This is a genomic window from Ohtaekwangia sp., assembly GCF_036568665.1.
GTDB lineage: Bacteria > Bacteroidota > Bacteroidia > Cytophagales > Cyclobacteriaceae > Ohtaekwangia.
In genome coordinates this window covers 1-3,179 of sequence record NZ_DATCSD010000072.1, presented here as the reverse complement: position 1 = coordinate 3,179, position 3,179 = coordinate 1, and the positions used below count along the sequence as shown (strand labels likewise).

The 3,179-nt window shown below is 44.1% G+C and carries 3 protein-coding genes; 2 read left to right on the top strand and 1 reads right to left on the bottom strand.

All coding sequences use genetic code 11. The features are described from left to right. Positions 1 to 1,496, bottom strand: a 1,496-nt coding sequence (locus VIN08_RS03825; RefSeq protein WP_331960488.1) for a DUF5686 family protein, incomplete at its 3' end; no start/stop codon positions are given. A 223-nt stretch (positions 1,497 to 1,719) separates the two neighbouring features. Here VIN08_RS03825 and VIN08_RS03820 point away from each other — a divergent pair. Continuing rightward, a complete protein-coding gene (locus tag VIN08_RS03820; protein ID WP_331960485.1) occupies positions 1,720 to 2,073 on the top strand; it encodes a YciI family protein in 354 nt (117 codons plus the stop codon). A gap of 65 nt (positions 2,074 to 2,138) precedes the next feature. Then, positions 2,139 to 3,179: RNA polymerase sigma factor (locus VIN08_RS03815; RefSeq protein WP_331960482.1), on the top strand; the 1,041-nt coding region annotated here is incomplete at its 3' end.

The following is a 3,179-nucleotide window of genomic DNA, read 5'->3' as shown; positions in this document are numbered from 1 at the left end:
AACATCAGCTTTACCTCACCACCATATTTACTCTGGTGGTCGCGTATACCGTAACCGTAGTATCCGCCAAAACGAATCAGTTTCGAAAAGCGATCGTTGGTATAGAGTCCCATACCTAAACGTGTTCCTTCATATTGGTTGAAAGAAACTACTTTGCTTATATCGATCTCTGTCCAGCCCGCAGGTATATATCCGGTGGCGAGCGCTTCAAACGCTCCATCGAACCAGCGCACCTTGCGCATCACGGTGTCCATCGCTATAAATGTATTGAGCTCGCGTGTATCCAATGGAGCAATGCGATACTTCGCCAATATAGTATCGTTTATTTCTTTTTTGGTTGATACAAGTTCCAGTTTTATATCGCCAAATTCCCGTGCATCCACAGGCGGATTGATCTTTATATCGCGAAAGAAACTTCGTTGCTGTGCTTTGAGTGTACGTCCTGCGAGATTGAGATTATGAAAATCAAGATCAGTATTGAGTTGTACAGGAAACCAATGTCCATCAATCTTTTCATAGTCTTGCTGAAAACGTATACCCACCATTGCGAGTGAGTCGGACGCAGATGCCATTACGTTTTTGATAGCATAGCCATCAATCGAGATTGATATAATTCCCTCCAGTCCGTTGAATTTTTTTTTATCGCGCGGACTAAACTGGATCACATAAACCGTATCGGTATGATAGTAAGTTGTATCTACTATATAAAAGTCATATCGCCTGAATGTACCGGGTTGTATCGGGTTAATAAACTCTTTGCCAAACAGCGCTATATTTTCTTCGTAGAAAGCGAACGGCTGCGAATCCATGGCAACACTGCTAAAGATAGGGCTCTTGAAACCGGAGATATTATAGGCCAGTAACTTTTCTTTGCTCTGTCCCGGATTCAAAACTTTTTTCTCGGATACCGATTCACTGAGAAACAGGTTAGATGTCTCTGCAAGATTGTTGAATTGTAATATATCCTTTTGATCTTTGGTGAGTTTAACGGAATCGGGCCGATGCTGCCAGGCATATACCAGTGAGTCTGTTTTTCGATCGGGTTCGCTGGGTGTTACCAGGAATTTGGAATACGAAGTATAGCTATAGGATTTTAGATTTCTCGGATCGTTCTCCTTTCGGTGCTCAATCGCTTTGCGTATAATTTTGAAAGCCGGGTTTTCTCCCGAGAGAACGGTTAGTTCCGACAGGAGTGTGGAGTTTTGCCGAAGAGCAATGATAGGTCTGTTGCGGAATGCTGAAAGCAATAGGCGAATTTTCTGATAGCTCACGTGGGAGAGATATACATAGCCGGAGTAACCCGATGGAATGGATAATTTAAAATTACCTTCTATATCGGTGTTCGTTCCATGTCGCCCGCCTTCGAGCGTAACACTTACAAACGCGATGGGTTGTTGTGTAAGACTATCGATCACCCTGCCGGATATAGCGGTTTGTGCGTGGCCGGTATATACCATTGCCAGAAAAAGGAAGAGCAGCGTGTAACGTGTAAGCATGATTCTGTAAGTAGTGTATTGGTATTCTTACAGGGGGATTAACGATACTAAATGTATACAGTTTTGTGATTATTTTTTGCTGTGGTAAGCAATGTTTTTATAAAGTATCTTTCGTAAGATAATGGATCGGAGATGAAAAATAGTTTATGCAAGATGTCCAATTCCGGTAATCTCATTTGTCATAGTAGTGTAACGGATATTGTAAACCATAAACATTAGACACATGCAAGAGTATGCTTTGATTATGAGACATGAAGACGGTAGCAAGGTTGCTTCACCGGAACAAATGCAGCAATGGATGAAACAGACGATGGACTGGATTGGAGGCATTGCAGCGCAAAACAAATTTGTGAGCGGCACGGGTTTGCCGTTTGATGATGCCCGCGTGGTAAAGTCGAACAAGGTTGTTACCAACGGACCGTTTGGTGATGTAAAGGAAACCATCGGTGGCTTTATAGTCGTGCGAGCTAATTCAGTGGATGAAGCCGTGGAATTTGCCAAAGGTTGCCCCGTATTGCAAGGAGAAGGCAACACGATGGAAGTGCGGAAGATCGCGAAAGGAGATGGCGTTCATTAACAACCCGTAATTATACACTGTGCTGTTGCCATGCCGGCCGGCAGCAGCGCAGCGTTTAATGAAGTATGCAACAGGAGCTGATACCACATTTGTTTCGGACAGAGTTCAGGAAAATTACTTCTGTGCTCGGTAAGCTGCTGGGCATTGAACACCTGGAAGTTGCCGAAGATATAGCAAGCGAAACATTTCTGCTGGCGTTGGAGACATGGCCGTATAAAGGCATCCCCGATAATCCAACAGCCTGGCTATACGCAGCGGCTAAAAATAAAGCGAAGAACTATATCAGCCGTCATAATTTGTTTGCCGGTAAAATTACCGGGCAGGTAAAAGAGTCGTCTTCTATTATAGTACACGAAATTCAGATCGATTTGTCGGAGCAGAACATTACCGATAGTCAGTTGCAGATGTTGTTTGCGTTGTGCCATCCTGCTATACCGGCCGAGGCACAAATCGGGTTGTCGCTTCGTATACTTTGCGGATTTGGTATAGAAGAAATAGCGAATGCTTTTCTGACCAATAAAGATGCTATCAACAAGCGACTGTTTCGCGCACGCGAGAAACTGCGAACAGAAAAAGTGCCAATCGAATTTCCGGAGGACGGGGAGATCAACAACCGGCTGGATACAGTATTAACAACACTATATTTACTTTTCAACGAAGGATATTATTCTGAAAGTCAGGATGCCGTATTGCGCGAAGACCTTTGTCAGGAAGCCATGCGACTCACATGCCTGCTGATAGAAAATGATCAAACCAACAAGCCTGCTGTACATGCGCTCTATGCACTGATGTGTTTTCATGCTTCGCGATTTGATGCGCGCAGAGATGAGAAAGGAGAAATGATACTCTATCACGACCAGGATGAAAGTCGCTGGAACCAGGAGCTGATTGCGAAAGGAGCGTGGCATCTTCATCAGGCTTCGCAGGGAAATATACTTTCCAAATATCACATAGAGGCAAGTCTTGCGTATTGGCTTACCATTAAGGCTGACACGGCAGAGAAGTGGGAAGCTGTACTGCAACTATATAATCAACTGTTGATGACGGAGTATTCGCCCATGGCAGCACTCAACCGAACGTATGCATTGGCAAAAGTAAAGGGTAAC